The following is a 20,638-nucleotide window of genomic DNA, read 5'->3' as shown; positions in this document are numbered from 1 at the left end:
TGATACGGATCAGTAGTCCGGCTGCAGGCTGAAATGCAGGCGCTGTAGGGTGGATGACGCTTTTTTCATCCACCCTAAGGTCGCTGTTGGTGGATGGGTAAAGCGTCATCCACCCTACGCCTGATCGCGAGTGCTCGTGTAGCCCGGATGCAATCCGGGGATGACCCTCGACATTCCCCCCGGATTACATCCGGGCTACGACGTTGATTACTCCTTCCACGGCATCGGTGCGCCAAGTAGGCGTCCCATCGCACCGTATAGCCCCAGCTCCTTGAGCACCGCAAGCTCGCCTTCGGTTTCCACCATTTCGGCAATCAACGGCAGGTCGATGCTGTTTGTGGCGCGGAATACCGCTTCGATAAACATGCGCTTGTCGCTTTCTTGGTCGATCGCGCGAATATAGGTGCCATCCAGTTTCAGGTAGGCCAGGCCCAGGTGGGTGAGGTTGCCGATCAGGCTGAAGCGCCCCCCGAAATGCTGCAGACCCAAACTGAAACCGCTGTCGCGGATGGCCTGGCTGAGGGCTTCCAGTTCGGCTGCCGGTGGCAGGTGGCGTTCGTCCATTTCAAAGGTCAGTAGGCTGGCTTGCTGCGGATGCTGCTTGAGAATTTCAATGATGCGCTTGAGTGTGGCGCTGTCGTGTAGGGTGGCTGCTGACAGGCTCAGCGCCAGTGGCGCGGCATGCTGGCTCAGGTGCGCCAGGCTGTGTTCGAGCATCGCCAGGTCAAAGCGTGCGGTCCAGCCGAGACGCTCAATCCAGGGCAGAAAACGTCCCGCGGCAATCGCCTCTCCCTGCGGGTCAAGCAGGCGCGCCAGCACCTTGTGGTGCAGCAGCTGGTTACGGTCAGCGCATTGCACGACGGGTTGAAAGTACAACTGCAACTTGCGCTGGTTCAGCGCATCGTCTATCCAGGTGCGCCAGTCATGCAGGCTCTGAGTCGCTTGGGCCTGGTAATCATCCAGGCGTACCCAATGGCGGCTTGGGTCATTTTGCGTTTGTGCCAGGGCCTGGTCGGCACGGCTGATGACCTGGCTGGCTTCTTCACCGGGGCGAAAGGCGCCAATGCCAATGTGCGCCACCGGTGTGCAGTCACTGGCGCCAGTCTGGCGCAGGTTCTCCAGGCCGCTGTGCAGTTCGCCGGCGAGCAGTTCGGCTTCTTCACTGCCAATGCCTGGGATCAGCAGGCTGAATTCGCCGCCTCGGCTGCGTGAGGCCAGCCAGTCTGCACGGCTGTTTTGCTCAAGCAGGCGCTTGAGCAACTCGCCGATGGCGGCAATCAGCGCGTCAGTTTTCTGGCCGCCTAAGCGCTGATTGAGCCCGGCCAGATCATTGACCCGTAGCAGGAACAAATAGCCTTCAGCATTTTGTTCGTGGAGCGCCAGTTGGTTGGCCAGGCGGATGTCGAATAAGCGGCGGTTGGCCAAGCCGGTGATGCTGTCTTGGTAGGCTTCTGTGCGCAGTTTTTCGCTGCGTGCGGCTTCTTCGGCGAACAGGGTTTTCAGTTTCTCCACCATCTGGTTCATCGCCGTGACTACACGCTTGAGTTCCGGCGTGCGCGGTATAGTGGGTAGGGTGAGGAACTCGCGGCGGGTGATGGCTTGGGCTTGTTGCACCATGTTGTCCAGCGGGCGCAATTGCGTGCGCAACAGCCAGCCGCCGAGCACCGCGCTGACCAAGCCACAAATCAGCAGCCAGATCAGGCTGCCAATGGCGCTGTCCCAGAGTTTGGCCAAGGCGAATTGTGGGTTACTGAGCACTTCAACCCGTGCGGCTTGTTCCCAGCCGCGCATGATCAAGGCATCGCCGCCCTGGGGCTGCAGGTCGACCAGTTGGCTGAACCAGGCGGGTACGCTCTCGGCGGTGGAGTCGCTGCTGCGCCGCTCAACAATGACTTCGTCACCCGGGATGCGCACCACGCGGATGCTATTGAAGTAGCCGCTGTCGAAAATCGAGCTGACCATCAGTTCGATCATCGCCGGGTCGTCCGCGTGCGGTGTCATCGACAGCCCCAGCGCCGTCGCAGCGTCCTGGGCGTGTGAGCGCAACTGGCTGAGCTGTTGCTCGCGCGAGCTTTCCACGCTGGCGATAAAGCTGCCCGTAAAGGCCACAACCAGAAACAGACAGATGGCAAGAAATAGCTGCTTGAGTAGAGACATAAGGTTCCTCCTAGCCTTCGCCTATGGCGAAGCCCTCCGTGCGCATTTTTTTCAACAGATCCTGCCAGCGCGAGAGTCTTTTTGAATCGCTCTTCTTGCTGTTAGAACCGGGGAGATAGAGCCCTTCGGCATTGAATGCATAGACCGGCAGTAGGTCTTTGCGCTGCGAGGCGGGCTTTATTTGGTTGATCAAGTTGTCCAGTACCAGCGGCTCGGCGCCGGGGCTGGCGTAGTACGTCAGCACCATGTGTGCCTGGTTGTAGTTGAGCGCTTTGACGTAGGTGATACGCAGTTTTTCGCTGGGGATGCCGAGGCGGCGCAGGGTGAAATACTTGGCGATGGAATAGTCTTCGCAGTCCCCCTTACCCTTGACCAGCATCTCCACGGGGGTGGCCCAGTAGTCGTTCTGTTTCCAGACTTTTATGTCATCGGTAAAGCGAATCTGCCGATTAAAGAAGCGATTAATCTCGCTGAGCTTGACCATCTCGCTGCTGGTGCTGCTGGCCGTAATTTGCGCTTCCCAGGCCAGGATGCGCGCTTTGGCTGGCCCGAGATTGCCGTAGCGGCTTTCAGCTTTTTGCAGGATTACGCCGAAGTCCCAGTTGGCCAGAGCGCTGGCCAGGCTGATCAGCAGGATGCAGCCGCCCAGCAACGCCCGGTTGAGGCGCTTGAACCATCCATAAGTTAGCTGACGGAGAGGCATGTGCCACGCCTTGGCCGGAGATTTGGGGAGTTTAGGTGCTGCTGCCGATATTTGCCGCGCCAAATACCTCCAATGTCGCCAGGTTTGACCGCTGACTAACGCTTGCTCAGGGTTTTCTGCCTAAGGATATACAGGCTGACCAGCACCGCACTGGTGAGCATAAAGGCCCTGGCCCAGAACAGCGGTACCAGGTAGCACGACAGGCCAATGCTCAGCCACATCAGACTGATGGCGTAGACTTTGCCTTTGAGCGGAATGCCCTGGCCTTCAAGGTAATCAACAATCCAGGGGCCCAGCTGGCGGTGGTTGACCAGCCACGTGTAGAAACGCTTCGAGCTGCGCATAAAGCAGGCCGCCGCCAGCAGCAGAAACGGCGTAGTGGGCAGCACTGGGAGAAAGATACCGATCACTCCCAGTGCCACGCTCAACCAGCCGATAGCCAGCAGTGCGTAGCGAATGGCCGGGTTGCGCTGTAGCTGGATGTCACGCGCCATGGCGCGTGCTTAGTGCTGGCGAGGTTTTAGCAGAGCCGGCTTTTCTTCGGGGGCGTTGCACAGCAGGAAGAGGGCGGTCAGCAGCTCAGGGATCTGCTCGACCATGCTGTCAACCAGGTCGCGATCGCTGGCGATTTCTTCGAACTCGGGCTGTTCATCGAACAGGCCGGAACCGACCATGATCGGCAGCAGCAGTTCGCTGACTTCATCTTCATCGTCAAACCACACCGCTTCACGCAGGAATACGCCTTCCATAAAGCCAATGCACCAGCCGCGCAGGTCGGAGTCGTCCGGCTCATCGCCGAGGTCCAATTCGCACGGTACGTCGGGCTCATCATCGCTGGCCAGTTGGCGGGCAATATGGCTTTGCAGCTGGATCAGGGTGGCTTCGATCTCTTCGCGCTCGGCGTCACTGCGGTAATGCGGCGGCTCGGAGAACAGGGCGTCAATCCATTCGCGCTCAGGCACTTTTTCTGGGCAAATCGACAGGGCAGTCAGGTAGCCGTGGGCGGCGATGTAGTCCAGGGCCTCATCATGCAGCTCATCAGCATCGAGGAAGGCTTGCAGGCGGGAGAGTTGCTCGGCGAAGGACATCGGGGGGCTACCTTGAAGGAGTAAACGACGTTGGATTCTAGTCTAGAGCGACCCGAGCGGCCATAGGTGTCGGTCAACGGCAGGTGAAAATCAGTACAAACTCGGTCACGGCTGCGCGTGCCCATCCGGCACTTGCGTATAATGCGCAGCTTGTTTCGGAGACCCTTCATGCTCGAGCACGCACAACGCATCCTTAAAGACGTATTCGGTTACGACAGCTTCCGTGGCCGCCAGGGTGCGATTATCGAACGCGTGGCCAGTGGCGGCGATGCCTTGGTGCTGATGCCCACCGGCGGTGGCAAGTCGCTGTGCTTTCAGGTGCCGGCGTTGCTGCGTGAGGGGCTGGCGGTGGTGGTGTCGCCACTGATTGCCTTGATGGATGATCAGGTCGCGACTCTCGACGAGCTGGGCGTGGCCGCGGTAGCGCTGAATTCGACCTTGAGCAACGACGAGCAGCGCGAGATTGCCGAGCGGATCAAGCGCGGCGAAATCAAGATGCTCTACCTCGCGCCCGAGCGGCTGGTGCAGCCGCGCATGCTGAGTTTCTTGCAGAGTCTTGAAATCGCCCTGTTCGCCATCGACGAGGCGCATTGCGTGTCGCAGTGGGGGCATGACTTCCGCCCGGAATACCTGCAGCTGGGCCAGCTGGCCGAACTCTTCCCCAATGTGCCGCGCATTGCTCTGACTGCGACGGCAGATATGCGCACCCGCGAGGAAATCGTCCAGCGTCTGCACCTGCAGAATGCCGAGCGTTTTCTGTCGAGCTTCGACCGGCCGAATATCTTCTACCGCATCGTGCCCAAGGAGCAGCCGCGCAAGCAGTTGCTGAACTTCCTCGCGGCACGCAAGGGTGACGCCGGCATCGTTTACTGCCTGTCGCGTAAGAAAGTCGAGGAGGTGGCTTCTTTCCTGTCTGAGCAGGGCTACCCGGCGTTGCCGTATCACGCTGGTTTGGCTAACGAGCTGCGCGCCTACCACCAAAAGCGTTTTCTCAATGAGGAAGGGCTGATTATGGTGGCGACCATCGCCTTCGGCATGGGCATCGACAAACCCAACGTGCGTTTCGTCGCCCATCTTGATCTGCCGAAATCGCTGGAAGCCTATTACCAGGAAACCGGCCGCGCCGGCCGTGATGGCCTGCCGGCGGATGCCTGGATGGCCTACGGCCTGCAGGATGTGATTTTCCTCAAGCAGATGCTCAACAACTCCGAGGGTGACGAGCGGCATAAGCGCGTCGAACAGCACAAGCTCGACGCCATGCTGGCGTTGTGCGAGGAAACCCGCTGCCGCCGTCAGTCGCTGCTGGCCTACTTCGATGAAGACATGCCGCAACCTTGCGGGCACTGCGACAACTGCATGGACGGCGTACAGACCTGGGACGCCACCGAGCCGGCGCGCCAGGCGCTGTCGGCGATCTACCGCACCGGCCAACGTTATGGCGTGGGGCACTTGGTTGATGTGTTGCTTGGCCGTGACAACGATAAAATCCGCACGGTCGGCCATCAGCATCTGGCGGTGTTTGGCATTGGTAAAGCATTTGCCGAAGGCGAGTGGCGTTCGTTGTTCCGCCAGCTGGTAGCGCGCGGGTTGGCGGATGTCGACCTTGAGGGTTTCGGCGGCCTGCGTCTTTCTGACAGTTGCCGGCCTTTGCTCAAAGGCGAGGTCAGCCTGCAGCTGCGCCGCGACCTGAAACCGCAACAAAGCGCCAAGGCGTCCAGCAGTGCCGCCAGCCAATTGGTGCGTGGTGAGGAGCGCGGTCAGTGGGACGCCCTGCGTGCCCTGCGGCGCAAGTTGGCGGAAGAACATGGCGTGCCGCCGTATGTGATTTTCCCGGATGCCACTTTGCTGGAAATGCTGCGCAGCAAGCCCAGCACCCTGGCCGAGATGGCGCGGGTCAGTGGCGTCGGTGCGCGTAAGCTGGAGCGCTATGGCGAGGCGTTCCTGGCTGTGCTCGGTGCGGGTGATGACGCGCCGCGTGCAGTGGTCGATCTGCGTCACGAGTTAGTCAGCCTGGCGCGTGCTGGCATGACCCCGGCGCAGATCGCCAGCCAGCTCAGTTGCAGCGAAAAGAATGTCTACGGCCTCTTGGCTGAAGCGATTGGCCGTCAGCAATTGTCGCTGGAGCAGGCGCTGGATGTGCCCGAGGCCTTGCTCAGCGAGATTCAGGACGCCTTTCTCGACGGCGAGGGCGAGTTACCGCCGGTAGCCGCCATCAGCGAGCAGTTTGCCGGCCGTGTTGAACTGGGCATCCTGCACTGCGTGCGTGCGGCCTTGCAGGCGGAATTCGAAGCCTAAAGCGCGAACATAATCGTGCGGGCTCTGCTCAACTGGCCGATTTTGCCGCTGCGCGTGGCGCGTGGGGTGAATGCGTGTGTACCGGCCCTGGTGCTAGCATCATCGGATCTCCCTTGCATGAATTGCCCCATGGACCGACTGATTCAGGCCAACGGCCAGCCGCACTACGGCATTTTTCCCGCCGCGCCGGGGCTGATCAATTACCGCGACTTTGACTTTCGCTCGCCCATGGGGCGCAAGCTCGGTGCTTTGGCCAAGTGGCGGCGCTTCCATCAATTTCAGTATTTTGGCCTGATCAGTGGTGAGCTGATTGGCGGTTGTGCCCTGGCCAACCTCAGCCTGCTGGGGGTGGGTTTTGTTTACCTGTTTCACCCCGCCAGCGGGCGGATGATCGAGCGTCAGTTCAAGCTGCCGCTGGGGTTTGGCAGCCAGTTCTCGCAGAGCCCTGATCAGGGTGTTTGCGAGTTGCGCAGCGGCGGCAACCGACTCCGTTTTGAGAACACCTCGACACCCAGAGAAAAGCGCCTGCTGGTGGAACTGAATGACGGCACGCGGATCGACGCCTGCTTTTCCGACGCGCAGCCAGCGTTTCAGCCGCTGTGTATCAATACGCCGACGGGCGTCAATGGCTGGGTCTATGCGCAGAAGGTCGCCGGGGTACGCTGCACGGGGCAGGTGCGCAGCGCTTTGGGTGATTTTGACCTGGCGCAGATTGGCGCGTTTGCACACCACGACTGGTCAGCCGGCTACATGCGCCCTGAAACCCACTGGAACTGGGCCTGTTTATCCGCTCAGGCGGGTGAGCAGCGGGTTGGGCTGAATCTGTCCTGCGGGGTTAATGAAACCAGCTTTACCGAAAACTGTTTTTGGCTCGATGGTGAACTGCATAAGGTGGATACGGTGCGGTTTGCCTTTGATCGCGACCAGCCGTTGCAGCCCTGGTTGATTCACTCCCATGACGGTCAGGTTGAGCTGCGTTTCGAAGGCCGTGGTTTGCACAAAGAGCGGCTGAACGTAGGGCTGCTGGCGAGTAACTTCAAGCAGATATTCGGTCAGTTCAGCGGCGTATTACGTCCGCCTGGAAAGCCCGACGTGCGCATCGATAAGCGCTGGGGTTTTGTCGAGGATCAGTACGTAAAGTGGTGAAACCCTTTGCAGGCTTGCCTCGTTAAAAGGGTTATGGTTAGCTGGCTAATAATTAGTTTTTTATAGTTAAGAGCCGTTAGCCATGTCACTTACCGATCAACACCGCTTTGCCATGCAAGTTGCTCAACTCTCTCGCGCCTGGCGCGCTGAACTGGATCGTCGCTTGGTCGGCCTTGGGCTTTCTCAGGCGCGTTGGTTGGTGCTGCTGCACCTGGGGCGCTTTGCCGAATTGCCGACCCAGCGCGAATTGGCGCAGAGCGTTGGCGTCGAAGGGCCCACGCTGGCGCGTCTGCTTGACAGCTTGGAAGCCCAAGGTTTGGTCAGCCGCCAGGCCGTGCCCGAAGACCGGCGGGCGAAGAAAATTGCCCTCAGCCCGCAAGCCCGCCCGCTGATTGAGAAGATCGAAGCGATCTCCGCAAATCTGCGCCAGGAAGTGTTCGCGGGTATCGATGAAGACGAGTTGCGCCGTTGCCAGAAGGTTCATGCCCAGGTGCTGAGTAATCTGGAAAAGCGCTGATGCGTGATGACCTGCAGGCGCTGCAGCAACGTTTCGGTCCGCGTTACCCGCAGTGGCTGCTGGCGTTGTTGATGGTCGGCAGCATGGCCATGGTGTTGGCCTCCACCAGTATCAACGTCGCCTTGCCTGCCATCATGGCGGACTTCTCTATAGGTCGGCCGCTGGCGCAGTGGTTGTCCACTGGGTTTCTCGCGGCCATGACGGCTGGCCTGTTGTTAGCTGCCTGGGCCCAGGCGCGCTTTGGTGCACGGCGTACGGCGCAGTTCGGCCTGCTGCTGTTTATCATCAGCTCGCTGTTGGCACTGGTGGCTCACGCCGCTTGGCAGCTGATTGCCCTGCGCATTGTGCAGGGGCTGTGCGCCGGGATTGTGCAGCCGTTGGCCATGGTGCTGATCTTTCGTGTGTTTGCCGACGGCGGCCGCGGTATGGCATTGGGTCTGTATGGCTTGGGGGTGATGCTGGCGCCGTCATTGGGGCCTGGGATCGGCGGTTATTTGGTCGATCATTTCGGCTGGGCGGCGATCTTCTGGATGCCGTTGCCGCTGTGCTTGCTGGTCATGCTGGCCGGCCAATGGTTGTTGCCCAGTGTGCGTGAGCGCACTACACCGCGCCTGGATATCCAAGCCTTTGCCTGGTTGAGTGTGGCGATATTCGCCGCGCTGGGGTTTCTTGCTGAAGCGCAGCGTTTTGCCTGGGACGTTCCCCGCGTCTGGTTACCCGGCACTCTGGCGCTGCTGGCCGGCTTGGTGTTTATCCAGCGCAGCCGACGTGCGGCTCAGCCTCTACTGCCGCTGGCGTTGTGGCGGCATGCGGTTTTTCGTAGCGCCAGTTGGGTCGCGCTGACCCTGGGGCTGGGTTTGTATGGCTCGACCTACTTGATCCCGCTGTACCTGCAAACCGTTGAAGGTTTCAGCGCCGGCCGTGCTGGCATGTTGCTGTTGCCGGCCGGGCTATTAATGGGCATGGCGTCTTTTCTCGGTGGTTGGCTCAGTGATCGACTGTCTGCGGCGCTGCTGCTGAGTGCTGGCCTGCTGATTTTTGCCGTGTCGGCGGCAGGGTTGGCCTGGGTCGAGCAGGGCGCTTCATTCCTTGTACTGTGTTTCTGGGCTAGCGTGGGGCGGATCGGTCTGGGGATATTGCTGCCGGCGTTGAGTACCGGCTCGCTGGATATTCTCAGCCCTGAAGAGCTGGCTCAGGGGGCGGGGGCCATTACCTTCGTCCGTCAATTGGGTGGCGCGTTTGGGGTGAATCTGCTGACGTTCTTCCTGGAGTGGCGGCACAGCGCCGAAGGCGGCGATCAATGGGCTGAGATGCTGGCCTTTAAACAGAGCTTCTGGCTGGTGGCGGGGGTGTTCGCCGTCACGGTACTGGCGGCCTGGGGCGTCAAATCGAGCAGGCGCTGAGCGCTGGGCGTTAGTGTGACGGAGTTGTCGTTTTCTTGACAGTTAGCCTATGCTTGCACCTGTGCTGGCTTTTTGCCAAATAACTGTTGGCTTTTCAGCAGTCAGTCCTTCGTTATTACCGCCATGCACCAGCCGGGTTAAACACGGAATGTATTTCCCCGCGCAGCATTTGCCGACCTCTGTACGTTCGTAAGCGCTGGACGCGCACGCCTTCAATGGGGAGCGGCGAGGGCACAGAGACGGATTCACCTGGAGCGTTTTTTATGGCAAAGGTTCGTCAATTACTGATTGGTTTGGCCTCCGGCTCAGCCCTCTATTCGGGACTGGTCCCAGCACTGGGGCTGGGTGAAATTACTCTGCATTCGGCGCTTAGTCAGCCGTTGGATGCTGAAATCGAATTGTTTGATGTGGGCGATCTAAGTGACGCCGACATGCGCGTGCGCCTAGCACCCGCTGATGTGTTCAGCCGTTCCGGCGTTGAACGCTTGTATTTCTTCAATAGCCTGCGCTTCACCCCACTGCTGCGTGGCGGTAAAAGCGTGATTCGTGTGGTATCGACCCAAGTGGTGCGCGAGCCTTATCTGAACTTTATCGTTGAGGTGGCGCGCCCCAGTGGCAAGTTGTACCGCGAGTACACCGTACTGCTAGACCCACCCAGCTCCGCTGCCTATAGCCGTTTGCCCGAACCTTCTACGGTGCCTGCCGCGCCGCGAGCTGCAGTTAGCGAACGCGCCCAGCCGAAGGTCTTGCCGGCTGCGCAACAGGGCAACAGCTACCGCGTGGTCAGTGGCGATAGCTTATGGAAGATTGCCACGCGCTTGACCGCTGGTACTGGCCAGGCGCCCCAGGCGCTGATGGACGATATCCAGGCCCTTAACCCTCAAGCCTTTATCGAGGGTGATGTCAGCCGCCTGCGTGCCGGCGCGCAATTGTTATTGCCTGATCGCATCGCCAGCGCGCCGTCTAGCGCAGTCGAGCCCGCTGTTGCAGAAGGGTTTTTACAAGTTGTTGAGGACGCCGAGGCTGCGCCCGCGCCCGCACCAGTAGTCAGCGCTGACCTGCCGGCTGAGGTGCTGATCCAGGAGCAAGCCCGCGTCGAGCAGGAGCTGGCCATCCAAACCGCTGAGACGTTGCAATTGCAGCAGAGTCTGCTGCAGCTGGGCCAGCAGGTGCAGCAGTTGCAGGAACAGATGAACACCCGTGATCAGCAGATTGCCGATCTCCAGGCTGAGTTGGCTGCCGGTCGTGCGAGTGCCGCGGCTGCTGTTGCACCTGCCGTGGTCGCGGTCAATCCACCGGAGGCGCCTGAGTCAGGCAACAACTGGCTGGGGATCATCGCGGGGCTGCTGGTGCTGTTGCTCGCAGGTGTTGCGGGTCTGTTCTGGCGTGCTAGAAAGCCGCTAGAACCCGCGCCCCTGCCTCTCATGCCTGCGGTCATGCCTGATGCACCCAAGGCGCCGCGTGTTGTGCCGGCCGAACCCGCTGTTGCGGTTTCGCCAAGCCCTCGCGACGTTACGCGTGCCGGCCCGGTATGGCCCGCGGCGGGTGAGGATGCCTTGCAAAGCGCCAATGTGTATATCGCCTATGGCCGCTTAAGTGAGGCCGCCAGTACCTTGGAAAGTGCCTGGGAAGCGCAGCCGCAACGCAGTGATATTGGCTTTCGTCTGCTCGAAGTACTGGCGTTGTTGGGCGATGCTCAGGGCTTTAATGCGCAGGAATTACGGCTACGTGAATCTGGCTTTAATCCGGTTCGTATTGACGAGCTGAAAGCGCGGCACGCTGAGCTGTTAGATGCACCTTCGCCCAGCCAGATTGATGACATGGTGCTGCAACTCGATGAAGTCGAGGCCGCGCCCGTTGAGCCGTTCGCGAATGACGTTCAGCTCAATCTCGATGAGATGTCCCTGGATGCCGACTGGGACCTGGTCAGCCCCTTTGCCCCCGCGGCGAAGAATAAGGCGCCGAACAAGCCAGGGAGTGCTGCTGAGCAGCGCAAGGGTTCGGATATTTTTGAGCCCTCAGCACGAGATGCGCGTAGCCCGTTTGCAGAGTCGATGTTGGTGGAGGAGAGCCCACACGACAGTTGGGAGATCGACGAGCTTAACGTGGCCTTTTTGGATGATTTCGATGAGCTGGCGGGCAGTAACGATAACGTCTCAAAACTGAACACTGCGCTGGCTTATATCGAGCAGGGTAGCTTGGACAGTGCCTGCCAAATCCTCAATGAAGTGATTAACGAGGGTGACGAACAGCAGAAGCAGGAAGCACGACAGCTATTGGCTAAGATCGCCTGATTAAAGGCGCTGCTGACTAACGCCCGCGTGCCCCTGGTATGCGGGCGTTTTGTTATGTCGAGCGTGAGTGGGCGCGCGCTATCATCCACTTTTCATCCGTTGTGAGCCTGCCAATGTCCATCCCCAAAGCCGAAGTGGTGATCACCTATTGCAGCCAATGCCAGTGGCTATTGCGCGCAGCCTGGTTAGCCCAGGAACTGCTGTCGAGTTTTACTGATGATCTGTCCCGGGTCAGCCTCGAACCCGCCACTGGCGGCGTGTTCCGGATTACCTGTGATGGCGTGCAGATATGGGAGCGCAAGGCCGATGGCGGCTTTCCCGAGGCCAAGGTGCTCAAGCAGCGCCTGCGTGACCAGATCGCCCCCGCTCGTGATCTGGGTCATAACGACCGTTGAGCACCGTCAGTCTGGCTTGAGATTACTTGGCCATGCGTGCCGAGAGAAAGATGGCACTGACAATCAGCAGGCCGCCGGCAAGCATGCGCAGGGTGGGTTGTTCGTTGAACAGCAGCCAGGCGAAGGCAATGCCATAGACTGGCTCGAGGGCGAAAATAACGGCGGTGGTGCGAGCCTTGAGCACCCTTAGGCTGGCCACAAATAGGCTATGCGCAAGGCCCGTACAGAAGATCCCGAGCATGGCCATCCACAGCCAATCCTGTGTCTGAACGCTGGGTAGGCTTGGCCAGGCCAGCGGCATAAAGAGCAGTAACACCGTCAGGTTCTGGTACAGCGCCGCCTGCACGGGGTCGATGCCGCGGGTGCTGGCGCGATTGAGCAGCGACAGCAGAGCGAACAGCAAACCCGACAGGACTGCCCAGAGCAACCCTGTGGTCGCCTGGCTGGCTAGATCGAAGTTCGGCGTAACCAGCACCAAGCCTAGGCACACCAGCGCCACCATGGCGTATTCGATTCGCTGCGTGCGCTCACGAAACAGCAGCCCTTCGAGCAGCACGGTGAAAGCTGGAAAGCTGGCGAAACCCAGGGTGGCAATGGCCACACCAGAAATCTGCACCGCCTCAAAGAAGCTCCACCAATGCCCACCGAGTAACGCACCGCCAAGGGCCAGTTGGCTCAGCTGTTTTAGGCTGAGGCGCACCAGCCGTGCATTGCTGATCAGCTTGGCAAAGAGCAGCAGCGCCACCACAGCGAATAGCGCGCGGCCGGCAGAGATCATCTGCGGGGTGGTGTTAGCCAGCTTGCCAAAAATGCCCGACAGGCCGAATAGCAGGGCGCCAAGATGGATAGCCCACAGCGCGTTACGTGGGTTCATAGCAGGCGTGCACCGTTTGCTACAGGTTTGTCGAAGCTGGTCAGCACCACCTTGTTGTCGGCGTCATATACGCCGGTCACCAGCACCTCGGAGCGCACGCCGGCAATCCGTTTGGCGGCAAAGTTGCACGCGCAGAGCACTTGGCGGCCGAGTAACTGTTCGCATTGATAGTGAGCTGTCAGCTGGGCGCTGGATTGTTTGATACCCAACTCGCCGAGGTCGACCTGCAACACATAGGCGGGCTTCAGGGCTTTTTCGTTGAGCGCCGCAGACAGCACGGTACCGACGCGCAGTTCTACCCGTTGAAAATCTTCCCACTCGATCTGTTGCATGCCGCGGCTCCTCAGACTAAGCAGCGGAGTCTAGGGGGGCGCCGGGTAAAAGTCTGTCGCAGAACTTGCGGCGTTTGTCGCATTACTCGCGTTGTACACGTAAGGCGCGCGCAGAAAGCCCAAATTGCCGGGAGAGGGCCGCGGTAAAGGCGCTTTGTGAGGTGTAACCAACGCGTGCGGCGATTTCACCAATGGCCAGGGCGCTGCTTTGCAAGAGTTGACGCGCCAGCTGTAGGCGGCGGCTGCGCACATAATCCATAGGCGTTTGCCCGGTCTCACTGAGAAAACGCACATGAAAGCGTGCCGCTGACAGGCCTGCCAGGCGCGCCAGATCCGCCACCTGCAGTGGGTGTGCGGCATGTTGATCGATATGCGCATCCAGCGCAGCCAGTGGCAGGGCGTTGCTCTCGTGGGGCGGCGTATCGGCGTGGGTCAGGCTGGCCAGCAACAATGCGGCGCCTTGCTGGGCAATCACCGGGTCATTGATCGCACTGGCCGCCAGCCAATTGACCAATTGGCTTTGCGCGGGGGTGAGGCTGACCGCCGCCGGTTTTTCCAGCAGCCGGCGAGTGGCATCAAAGTGGCTGCCCAGTTGCTGCTGTAACCAGTGCTCGCAAGGCACGTCGAGTACCAGGCAATGGCTGCCTCGCTTGCTACCGCAGGCGTGCAGGGCATCACTGGGCACTACAGCTAGCGTCTGTCGGTTTACTTGGCTGCCCTGCCCGGCAACTTCGAACTCCAGTATGCCGCTCAGGCCAAAGACCAGCTGCGCGTGGTCATGGCTGTGGCTGAGTAGTTCATGGCTGTAATGACGCAACGACAGCGGCGAGGACATGCTGGACTCCTTTTCAGGCGATAAGTCTACCCGCAGATCAGCCTAACGGTCTGTCATTCAACTGCCATGCGCTTGTCATGGCTGCTTCACTGGCGCTACGCAGACTCGAGCAAACCCAGCCGGAGGTCGTCTATGACCAGCGCTCAGCTCGCCAAGCCCAGCCGCAAGCAACGTGTCCGCACTCTGTGGATTTCCGATGTTCACCTGGGGACTCGGGACTGCCAAGCCGAACACCTGGCAGCGTTTCTCAAACGCTATCAAACCGACAAAATCTACCTGGTCGGCGACATTATCGACGGTTGGAAGCTGCGCCGCGGCGTGTACTGGCCGCAGGCACATAGCAACGTGATCCGCCGCCTGCTGACCATGAGCAAGCGTGGCACCGAGGTGATTTACGTCACGGGCAACCATGACGAATTCCTGCGGCGCTATTCGAGCCTGATGCTCGGCAATCTCCAGTTGGTCGACGAGGCTGAACACATCACCGCCGATGGTCGCCGGCTGTTGGTGATTCACGGCGATCAGTTTGATGTGATCACCCGCTATCACCGTTGGCTGGCCTTTCTTGGTGACTCGGCCTATGAGCTCACCCTGACCCTCAACCGCTGGCTGAATTACTGGCGCTACCGCTATGGCTACGGCTACTGGTCGCTGTCGGCTTACCTCAAGCACAAGGTTAAGACCGCGGTGAGCTTTATCAGCGATTTTGAACAAGCCATCGTTCATGAGTGCGCCAAGCGTGGTTTTAATGGCGTGATTTGCGGGCACATTCACCATGCCGAAATTCGCTCGATGGGTGAGGTGGAGTACATGAATTGCGGGGATTGGGTGGAGTCCTGCACGGCGCTGATCGAACACCTGGATGGCAGTATCGAGCTGTATCGCCTGGCCGATGACCAGGTGCATCAGCTCCAGGCGGCTTCAGTAGCTACCGGAGAGCCGGCGCTGTGAGGATGCTGATCGTCTCCGACGCCTGGTCGCCGCAGGTCAATGGCGTTGTCACCAGCTTGCAGGCGCTGATTAGCGAGCTGCGCGGCCTGGGGCATCAGGTCAAGTTGTTATCGCCGGCGGATTTTCGTGCGCTACCGTGCCCCAGTTATCCAGAGATTGCCCTGGCGTGGGATCTCTGGCGGGTGGGCGCAGCAATTAGAGACTTTCAGCCGGATTGCGTGCACTTGGCCACCGAAGGCCCACTGGGTTGGGCCGCGCGGCGTTGGTTGGTCAAGCGTGGCTTGGCATTCTCCAGCGCCATCCATACGCGCTTTCCGGAATACGTGCACACCCGTTGGCCCTGGGTTCCGCTGAGCTGGGGGTATGCGTTTTTACGGGCGTTTCACCGACCTAGTCAGGCGGTATTGGTCACCACCGAGCGCATGCGCGAGGTGTTTGCCAGCGGGGGGGTTAAGCGCCTGCTGCTGTGGCGCAAGGGCGTTAATACGCAGCTGTTCCAGCCGTCGGTCAGGCCGCAGCGGGCGGCAGAACCGGTGTTTTTGTATGTCGGGCGGATTGCCCCAGAGAAAAATATTGAGGCGTTTCTGGCCCTCGACCTGCCGGGAGAGCAGCGTGTGGTCGGTGATGGCCCGCAGCGTGAGGCGCTGCAGGCGGCTTATCCGCAGGTGCGCTTTCTCGGTTACCAGCATGGCCAGGCGCTGGCCGAAGCCTTTCAGAGCGCCAGCGTATTGGTGTTCCCCTCGCGCACCGATACCTATGGTTTGGTGATGCTTGAGGCTTTGGCCTGTGGCACGCCGGTGGCGGCCTTTCCGGTGGCCGGGCCGCTGGATGTGTTGCAGGCGGGGGTTAGCGGGGTCATGGATGAGGACTTGCGCGCGGCCTGTGTGGCGGCCTTGAGCCTGGATCGCGCATGTTGCGCCGAGTTGGCCGCGCGGCAATCCTGGCGGGCTTCGGCGCTGGAGTTTCTAGCGCAACAGCCGCTGCTAGACGGTGAGCTGTGCAGGCCGGTTTGTGCAGAACTTACCCGAAGTAGGGCGTGATCAGGCGCTTACATGATCACCTTGTCACGCAGCTTATCGGCTGCCTGACTGAGGGCCTGGATGACCTTTTCCTTGTCGAAGTTCTGGATGCCGTTGGTGTCCAGGTACATGGAAAAACCCGGCAGCTCATGCTCGACGTAGCTGGAGGTGGCGCCCAGGTCGCGGCGGAAATCCACCACCTGATAAATCTGCACCGGGCGAGTAAAGCCCTTGACGGTGATCTGGCCCTTATCGCGGCACATGATCACGTCCTTGATCAGCGAGTAGGTCTCGTGGGAAATCAGGATTTCCCCCGAATCAGCGGCGCTTTCTAGGCGGCTGGCGAGGTTCACGTCGCGACCGATGATGGTGTAGTCCATGCGCGTGTCCGCGCCGAAGTTGCCCACCGTGCAGTAGCCAGTGTTCAGCCCCATGCGGATTTCCAGCGGCTTGGTGATGCCCTGGGCGCGCCACTGCTGGCGTAGGACCTTCATGTGTTTGCGCATGGCGATGGCCATGGACACGGCATTCACCGCATCTTTCTTCGCGCCTTTGCTGTTTGGGTCGCCGAAGAACACCATCACGCAGTCGCCGACGAACTTGTCGATGGTGCCGCCGTATTTCAGGCAGATCTTCGACATCTCGTTGAGGTAGGTGTTGAGCAGGTCAGTCAGGGCCTCGGCTTCCAGCTCTTCGGCCAGTTCTGTAAAGCCCTTGATGTCCGAGAAGAACACCGTGAGCTTCTTGCGCTGAGTTTCCAGGCGCACGCTTTTTTTGCCGGTAAAAATCGACTCCCATACCTGTGGCGAGAGGTATTTGGCAAGGTTGCGTGCCAGCCGTGCGGCTTTTTCTTGCTCGCGGCTGATGTCGCTGCGTACCTGGGTTAGGCGTAGGCCCTGCTGGTGCACGAAGTAGGCCGTGATGCAGATATACAGGGTGGTAAAGGCAATGCTGACCAGCGCCACCAGTACCGGGGACTGGAAGTTCGCGGTGACGTCGGTTAGGGCAAAGATAAGAATTGCGCTGCTAAAGGCGATGAGCGCGGCCAGCCCAAGGTAGCGCAGGCCGCCGATGACTAAGGCGCTGAAGGCCATGATCAGCAGCGCCATCATCGAGGGCACCACCGAAAAGCCCAGCAGCGTAAGCACTCCGCCACAGTGCACCGCATCCAGGAAAAGCAGGCTGAGGGTGGTGCGCTGAGGGTACGCCCGCTTGAAACGCAGGCTCAGGTGGTGCGCCAAATGTGGGTAGAGCAGGGCGTAGGGCACCATCCAGAGAATGTCATAGCCGAAATGCTGGACATAAGTCCCCGCGGCAATACTGGCGGCAATGGCGATATAAGCCAGAACGCGTGAGTAATACTCGCGCAGCGGTGGTGACGGTAAGGTGGGAAGTCGAGGGGCGCTTTTGACATTCATGCGATAGAACAATCCCTGCTGCTCGTCTGGTACCTCTGTCGGGCACCTGGGTGGCGCACCGAGTTGGCTGCGCAAAATAGCCAAGGATCATAACCAAGCCTACCGCCACCGCCAAGCGCACCCGTCGAAAGGCTGCGCGGGCTGTGACAGGCGTCTGCGTACGGGCACTTAATGCACCGCTAAGGCGCTGGCTTGAGCGCGGCCGCGGTGGTTCGTGTGGCGAAGTCAGAGGGGCGTTCTGTGGCTTAAAAAGCGACCCGCCCAGTGAGCATGTCCTTAAACATGACAAAGTCGCCCATCAGCGACCAGCGCGGGTAACGGAAGGTGGCAGGCTTGTTGTGCTCAAAGAAGAAGTGGCCGACCCAGGCGAATCCGTAGCCTACAAAGGGCAAGGCGATAAGCAGGCCGAGAGCGCCTGTGACCACTACATAGGCCAGAAGCGTGAGCACTAGCGTGGTGCCGATGAAGTGCAGCCGTCTGCAGGTGCTGTTGCTGTGTTCTTGCAGGTAGTAGGGGTAGAACTCGGCGAAGCTGGTGAAATGCTCGTGGGTTTCGTGGGTTTCGTGGGTCATCCGGGGGCTCCTCTTATTGTTCGGGTAGCCGTCAGGGTTGCAGCGGCAGCGGCTTGCTAGCAGTCTAGGTTGCCTGGCGTACCGGGCCACTGACATTCAGTGCCAGTTTAGTATCCTTCTGCGTCTTCCTGACCCTAATAAGAATAAGTGATGAGCGAACGAACCACTTCATCCAGCTGGGCTTCGGGCATTGTGGCGGCCTTGGAGCTGGGCGGCGTTGATTGCCATCGCCTGTTTGCCCAGCTCGGTCTCGACTATGCCGCGTTGAGTGACCCCGACGCGCGTTTTGCTCAGGATGCGATGACCCGTCTCTGGCACCTGGCGGTGCAGGCTTCCGGTAACCCGGCCATTGGCCTGAATATGGCGAAGATCCAGCGGCCCTCGGCGTTTAATGTGGTGGGCTATGCGGTGATGAGCAGCCGCAATCTGCAAGAGGGCTTTGCCCGTTTGGTGCGTTATCAGCGGATTATTGCTGAGGGCGCAGATCTCAGTTTTCACCCGACGCCTGAAGGTTATGAAATGCTCCTGGCGATCCATGGTGATCGCCTGCCGTCGGCCCGGCAGAGCGCGGAAGCTTCGCTGGCGCACTCATTGGCCTTTTGTCGGTGGCTGACGGGCAAAACCCTGCGTCCGCGGCGGGTCAGTTTGATGGGGCCGGCTCCGCAGAATCAGCAGCCCTATGAGGAGGTGTTTCAGTGCCCACTGAAATTCAACGCTGAGCACTATGCATTGCTGTTTGAACGGGCCGATCTGGATGCACCGCTGCCCTCGGCTAATGAGGCATTGGCGCAGTTGCATGACCGTTTTGCCGGTGATTACCTGGCGCGGTTTACCGGCTCGCGGGTCACCCATCAAGTGCGTCAGGTGTTATGCCGCCTGCTGCCCCAGGGTGAGCCCAAGCGTGAAGCGGTGGCGCAGGCGCTGTTGTTGTCTGAGCGCACCTTGCAGCGGCGTTTGCAGGATGAAGGCACCAGCTACCAGCACTTGCTTGATGACACCCGCCGCGAACTGGCAGGGCAGTACCTGGGGCAGGCTAATCTGACCCTGCTGGAAATTTCCTACCTGCTGGGGTTTTCTGATCCGAGTAACTTCTTTCGGGCATTTCGCCGCTGGTTTGACACCACACCAGGCGAATACCGCGCGCGCCTGTAGCGGCGCGCATTCATCCTCAGTGTCGCCAGAACGCCGGCAACATCAACACCAACACGGTGAGGATTTCCAAACGGCCGAGCAGCATGCCGAAGGTCAGCAGCCATTTGGCCACGTCCGGGAGGCTGGAGAAGTTGCCCGCCGGGCCGATGATCGGGCCCATGCCGGGGCCGACACCGGACACCGTACTGGCCGCGCCACTGAGGGCGGTGATCCAGTCCAGGCCGCAGAGCGTCAAGCCCAGGGCTAGCACGGCAATCGTGATGGTGAAAAAGAACGAGAACGTCAGGATCGAACGGACGATATCTTCATCCAGGTGATGGCGGTTGTACTGCTGCTTGATCACCGCACGCGGATGAATCAGCTGCAGCAGGTTGGCCCTGAGCAGTACATAGGCCACCTGGAAGCGGAAAATCTTCAAACCGCCGGCAGTCGAGCCCGAGCAGCCACCGATAAAGCCCAGGTAGAAGAACAACATGCCGGCAAAGCCGCCCCACAGCGTGTAATCACCGAGGGCAAAGCCGGTGGTGGTCATAATCGAGGTGGTGTTGAACGCCACATGGCGAATGGCTTCGAGCCAGTGCAGTTCGGTGCTCAGGTAGTACCAGGTGCCCAATAGCAGCCAGGTACTGAGCAAAATCGCCAGGAAACCGCGCACCTGCTGGTCTCTGATCAAGGCTTTGTAGTTGCCGCGCAGCATTGAGGCAAACAGCACAAAGGGCAAACTGCCGAGAATCATCAGCACGATGGTGACCCAGTGCACAGCAGGTTCGGTCCATTTGCCAACTGACTGGTCGGAGGTGGAGAACCCGCCGGTGGCGATCGCCGACATGGTGTGGTTGATCGCATCAAACACGCCCATGCCGGCAATCCACAGCGCCAGGCAGCCGAGCAAGCTGATGCCGACGTAGGCGGCGACCATGTATTTGGCGACCATGTGCGAACGCGGCATGATTTTTTCTGAGCGGTCCGAGGACTCGGTCTGGAACAGGCGCATGCCACCGATACGCAGCATTGGCAGAATCGCCACGGCCATGGCGATAAAGCCGATACCGCCGAGCCAGTGCAGCAGTGAGCGCCAGATCAGAATGCCTGGCGACATGCTGTCCAGCCCGGTCAAGACCGTGGCTCCGGTGGCAGTGATGCCTGACATGCTTTCAAACACCGCGTCGGTGATGCCCACGCGCAGAGAAAACATAAAGGGCAGGGCAGCAAAGAGGCCCACCAGCACCCAGCTGGAGACCGTCAGCAGGTACATGTCGCGTGGGCGCAGCTGGATATCCTTGGGCCGTCCCTGGGCGATCATCGCGATGCCCACGACAAAGGTGATCAGGCTCGACCAGAGAAAGGCATTGAGCTCGTCAGGTCGCTCAAACAGCAGCAGCGTCAGCATGGGCACGGCCATGCCGATGGCCAGCGTCAGGAGAAAGATGCCATTGATAAACGCGATGATCCGTAAGGTTGGCCAAGCCATTTAAGCGTGTTCCATT

General features: G+C 60.0%; 19 protein-coding genes. 9 read left to right on the top strand and 10 right to left on the bottom strand.

All coding sequences use genetic code 11. The annotated features are described in order from the left end of the window. Positions 1-207: 207 nt before the first annotated feature. From lapD to ACEPAJ_RS14830, 4 genes are all read right to left on the bottom strand, one after another. Complete coding sequence (gene lapD / locus ACEPAJ_RS14845; RefSeq protein WP_425915724.1) at positions 208-2,157, bottom strand: cyclic di-GMP receptor LapD; 1,950 nt, start codon at positions 2,155-2,157, stop codon at positions 208-210. Positions 2,158-2,167: 10 nt separating this feature from the next. Further along, the gene (lapG, locus tag ACEPAJ_RS14840) at positions 2,168-2,860 is read right to left on the bottom strand and encodes a cysteine protease LapG (protein ID WP_425915722.1); all 693 of its coding nucleotides are present in this window, start codon (positions 2,858-2,860) and stop codon (positions 2,168-2,170) included. Positions 2,861-2,955: 95 nt separating this feature from the next. Further along, entirely contained in the window at positions 2,956-3,354 is a 399-nt protein-coding gene (locus ACEPAJ_RS14835; protein ID WP_425915720.1) for a YbaN family protein, read from the bottom strand. Between the two features lie 9 nt (positions 3,355-3,363). After that, positions 3,364-3,948 carry a UPF0149 family protein gene (locus ACEPAJ_RS14830; protein ID WP_425915718.1) on the bottom strand — a complete coding sequence of 195 codons (585 nt, stop codon included), beginning with the start codon at positions 3,946-3,948 and terminating at the stop codon, positions 3,364-3,366. Positions 3,949-4,116: 168 nt separating this feature from the next. Between ACEPAJ_RS14830 and recQ the strand changes: the two genes are divergently transcribed. From recQ to ACEPAJ_RS14800, 6 genes are all read left to right on the top strand, one after another. Next, positions 4,117-6,243 carry a DNA helicase RecQ gene (recQ, locus tag ACEPAJ_RS14825; protein ID WP_425915716.1) on the top strand — a complete coding sequence of 709 codons (2,127 nt, stop codon included), beginning with the start codon at positions 4,117-4,119 and terminating at the stop codon, positions 6,241-6,243. Positions 6,244-6,372: 129 nt separating this feature from the next. Continuing rightward, the gene (locus ACEPAJ_RS14820) at positions 6,373-7,389 is read left to right on the top strand and encodes a DUF2804 domain-containing protein (protein WP_425915714.1); all 1,017 of its coding nucleotides are present in this window, start codon (positions 6,373-6,375) and stop codon (positions 7,387-7,389) included. Positions 7,390-7,471: 82 nt separating this feature from the next. Beyond that, positions 7,472-7,906 carry a MarR family transcriptional regulator gene (locus ACEPAJ_RS14815; RefSeq protein ID WP_425915712.1) on the top strand — a complete coding sequence of 145 codons (435 nt, stop codon included), beginning with the start codon at positions 7,472-7,474 and terminating at the stop codon, positions 7,904-7,906. Beyond that, complete coding sequence (locus ACEPAJ_RS14810) at positions 7,906-9,309, top strand: DHA2 family efflux MFS transporter permease subunit (protein WP_425915710.1); 1,404 nt, start codon at positions 7,906-7,908, stop codon at positions 9,307-9,309. Before ACEPAJ_RS14815 ends, ACEPAJ_RS14810 begins: the two co-directional genes overlap by 1 nt. Before the next feature lie 263 nt (positions 9,310-9,572). Then, complete coding sequence (locus ACEPAJ_RS14805; RefSeq protein ID WP_425915708.1) at positions 9,573-11,603, top strand: FimV/HubP family polar landmark protein; 2,031 nt, start codon at positions 9,573-9,575, stop codon at positions 11,601-11,603. 113 nt (positions 11,604-11,716) lie between these two features. Beyond that, positions 11,717-11,998, top strand: coding sequence for a SelT/SelW/SelH family protein (locus tag ACEPAJ_RS14800; RefSeq protein ID WP_425915706.1), 282 nt, complete (start codon positions 11,717-11,719; stop codon positions 11,996-11,998). A 22-nt stretch (positions 11,999-12,020) separates the two neighbouring features. On the opposite strand, the gene ACEPAJ_RS14795 is transcribed toward ACEPAJ_RS14800, so the two are convergent. The 3 genes from ACEPAJ_RS14795 to ACEPAJ_RS14785 all read right to left on the bottom strand — a co-directional run bounded on the left by ACEPAJ_RS14795 (position 12,021) and on the right by ACEPAJ_RS14785 (position 14,039). Continuing rightward, positions 12,021-12,872 carry a DMT family transporter gene (locus ACEPAJ_RS14795; RefSeq protein WP_425915704.1) on the bottom strand — a complete coding sequence of 284 codons (852 nt, stop codon included), beginning with the start codon at positions 12,870-12,872 and terminating at the stop codon, positions 12,021-12,023. Further along, a complete protein-coding gene (locus tag ACEPAJ_RS14790; protein ID WP_425915702.1) occupies positions 12,869-13,204 on the bottom strand; it encodes a tRNA-binding protein in 336 nt (111 codons plus the stop codon). The genes ACEPAJ_RS14795 and ACEPAJ_RS14790 overlap by 4 nt, the downstream gene beginning before the upstream one ends. Before the next feature lie 82 nt (positions 13,205-13,286). Beyond that, the gene (locus tag ACEPAJ_RS14785; RefSeq protein ID WP_425915700.1) at positions 13,287-14,039 is read right to left on the bottom strand and encodes an AraC family transcriptional regulator; all 753 of its coding nucleotides are present in this window, start codon (positions 14,037-14,039) and stop codon (positions 13,287-13,289) included. A 132-nt stretch (positions 14,040-14,171) separates the two neighbouring features. Here ACEPAJ_RS14785 and ACEPAJ_RS14780 point away from each other — a divergent pair, with 132 nt between their 5' ends. Next, complete coding sequence (locus ACEPAJ_RS14780; RefSeq protein WP_425915698.1) at positions 14,172-14,990, top strand: UDP-2,3-diacylglucosamine diphosphatase; 819 nt, start codon at positions 14,172-14,174, stop codon at positions 14,988-14,990. Beyond that, entirely contained in the window at positions 14,987-16,030 is a 1,044-nt protein-coding gene (locus ACEPAJ_RS14775; RefSeq protein ID WP_425915696.1) for a glycosyltransferase family 4 protein, read from the top strand. Before ACEPAJ_RS14780 ends, ACEPAJ_RS14775 begins: the two co-directional genes overlap by 4 nt. Before the next feature lie 8 nt (positions 16,031-16,038). Here the strand turns inward: ACEPAJ_RS14775 and ACEPAJ_RS14770 are convergent, their stop codons facing one another. Continuing rightward, complete coding sequence (locus ACEPAJ_RS14770) at positions 16,039-17,427, bottom strand: adenylate/guanylate cyclase domain-containing protein (protein WP_425915694.1); 1,389 nt, start codon at positions 17,425-17,427, stop codon at positions 16,039-16,041. Positions 17,428-17,672: 245 nt separating this feature from the next. Then, complete coding sequence (locus ACEPAJ_RS14765) at positions 17,673-17,999, bottom strand: Mpo1-like protein (RefSeq protein ID WP_425915692.1); 327 nt, start codon at positions 17,997-17,999, stop codon at positions 17,673-17,675. A 150-nt stretch (positions 18,000-18,149) separates the two neighbouring features. Between ACEPAJ_RS14765 and ACEPAJ_RS14760 the strand changes: the two genes are divergently transcribed. Then, positions 18,150-19,151 (top strand): AraC family transcriptional regulator, encoded by a 1,002-nt coding sequence (locus tag ACEPAJ_RS14760; RefSeq protein ID WP_425915690.1) that lies wholly within the window; start codon positions 18,150-18,152, stop codon positions 19,149-19,151. Between the two features lie 16 nt (positions 19,152-19,167). On the opposite strand, the gene ACEPAJ_RS14755 is transcribed toward ACEPAJ_RS14760, so the two are convergent. Further along, complete coding sequence (locus tag ACEPAJ_RS14755) at positions 19,168-20,622, bottom strand: TrkH family potassium uptake protein (RefSeq protein ID WP_425915688.1); 1,455 nt, start codon at positions 20,620-20,622, stop codon at positions 19,168-19,170. Between the last annotated feature and the right edge of the window lie 16 nt (positions 20,623-20,638).

The organism is Pseudomonas sp. GWSMS-1 (assembly GCF_049847425.1).
GTDB lineage: Bacteria > Pseudomonadota > Gammaproteobacteria > Pseudomonadales > Pseudomonadaceae > Aquipseudomonas.
The sequence above is the reverse complement of the archived record's forward strand: the minus strand, read 5'-3'. Positions and strand labels throughout refer to the sequence as shown.

Excerpts from the sequence above, each read along its gene's own strand:
- ACEPAJ_RS14830 (WP_425915718.1), bottom strand. The coding sequence starts at position 3,948 with ATGTCCTTCGCCGAGCAACTCTCCCGCCTGCAAGCCTTCCTCGATGCT.
- ACEPAJ_RS14760 (WP_425915690.1), top strand. The coding sequence starts at position 18,150 with ATGAGCGAACGAACCACTTCATCCAGCTGGGCTTCGGGCATTGTGGCG.
- ACEPAJ_RS14795 (WP_425915704.1), bottom strand. The coding sequence starts at position 12,872 with ATGAACCCACGTAACGCGCTGTGGGCTATCCATCTTGGCGCCCTGCTA.
- ACEPAJ_RS14815 (WP_425915712.1), top strand. The coding sequence starts at position 7,472 with ATGTCACTTACCGATCAACACCGCTTTGCCATGCAAGTTGCTCAACTC.
- ACEPAJ_RS14785 (WP_425915700.1), bottom strand. The coding sequence starts at position 14,039 with ATGTCCTCGCCGCTGTCGTTGCGTCATTACAGCCATGAACTACTCAGC.
- lapG (WP_425915722.1), bottom strand. The coding sequence starts at position 2,860 with ATGCCTCTCCGTCAGCTAACTTATGGATGGTTCAAGCGCCTCAACCGG.
- ACEPAJ_RS14800 (WP_425915706.1), top strand. The coding sequence starts at position 11,717 with ATGTCCATCCCCAAAGCCGAAGTGGTGATCACCTATTGCAGCCAATGC.
- ACEPAJ_RS14820 (WP_425915714.1), top strand. The coding sequence starts at position 6,373 with ATGGACCGACTGATTCAGGCCAACGGCCAGCCGCACTACGGCATTTTT.
- ACEPAJ_RS14810 (WP_425915710.1), top strand. The coding sequence starts at position 7,906 with ATGCGTGATGACCTGCAGGCGCTGCAGCAACGTTTCGGTCCGCGTTAC.
- recQ (WP_425915716.1), top strand. The coding sequence starts at position 4,117 with ATGCTCGAGCACGCACAACGCATCCTTAAAGACGTATTCGGTTACGAC.
- ACEPAJ_RS14755 (WP_425915688.1), bottom strand. The coding sequence starts at position 20,622 with ATGGCTTGGCCAACCTTACGGATCATCGCGTTTATCAATGGCATCTTT.
- ACEPAJ_RS14835 (WP_425915720.1), bottom strand. The coding sequence starts at position 3,354 with ATGGCGCGTGACATCCAGCTACAGCGCAACCCGGCCATTCGCTACGCA.
- ACEPAJ_RS14790 (WP_425915702.1), bottom strand. The coding sequence starts at position 13,204 with ATGCAACAGATCGAGTGGGAAGATTTTCAACGGGTAGAACTGCGCGTC.
- lapD (WP_425915724.1), bottom strand. The coding sequence starts at position 2,157 with ATGTCTCTACTCAAGCAGCTATTTCTTGCCATCTGTCTGTTTCTGGTT.
- ACEPAJ_RS14765 (WP_425915692.1), bottom strand. The coding sequence starts at position 17,999 with ATGACCCACGAAACCCACGAAACCCACGAGCATTTCACCAGCTTCGCC.
- ACEPAJ_RS14780 (WP_425915698.1), top strand. The coding sequence starts at position 14,172 with ATGACCAGCGCTCAGCTCGCCAAGCCCAGCCGCAAGCAACGTGTCCGC.
- ACEPAJ_RS14770 (WP_425915694.1), bottom strand. The coding sequence starts at position 17,427 with ATGAATGTCAAAAGCGCCCCTCGACTTCCCACCTTACCGTCACCACCG.
- ACEPAJ_RS14805 (WP_425915708.1), top strand. The coding sequence starts at position 9,573 with ATGGCAAAGGTTCGTCAATTACTGATTGGTTTGGCCTCCGGCTCAGCC.